1 protein-coding gene is annotated in these 502 nt (G+C 67.1%); it reads right to left on the bottom strand.

Translation table 11 applies throughout. From position 1 onward, the window contains the following. Positions 1-502, bottom strand: a 502-nt coding sequence (locus tag ACR1XV_RS21455) for a condensation domain-containing protein (RefSeq protein ID WP_480535065.1), incomplete at both ends; no start/stop codon positions are given.

The raw sequence follows: 502 nt of genomic DNA, 5'->3' as shown, positions 1-502 counted from the left end.
GTCAGCGATAGTCTCGGCCGTGGTCGCGTCGAATAGGTCGGACGCGTATTCCAGATAGCCGTGCAGGCCGGCGGGGGCGCCGTCGGGGCCGACCTCCTCGCGCAAGTCGAAGGTCAGGTCGAACTTCGCGGTGCCTGGATGGCGGCTTTGGGCCGTGACCTCGACCCCCTCCATCGCGAAGGCCCCGGCATTATTGTTCTGCAACACCAACATCACCTGGAACAGCGGATGGCGCGACGCGACGCGGTCGGGATTCAGCGCCTCGACCAGACGGTCGAAGGGCAGATCGGCATGGGCAAAGGCATCCAGACAGCGGCCAGCCACGCGCAAGACGAGGTCGCTGAACCGCGGGTTGCCCGAGGTGTCGGCCCGCAGCACCAGTGTATTGACGAAAAAGCCTACCAAATCGTGAAGCCGTTCGTCCGAGCGCCCCGCGATCGGGCTGCCCAGCGGAATGTCCTCGCCCGCGCCCAACCGCGTCAGCAGCGCCGCCAGCGCCGCC

Source organism: Ruegeria sp. AD2(2025), from assembly GCF_056542385.1.
Note: the sequence above shows the minus strand (reverse complement) of the source record. Positions and strands in the feature narration are given on the sequence as shown.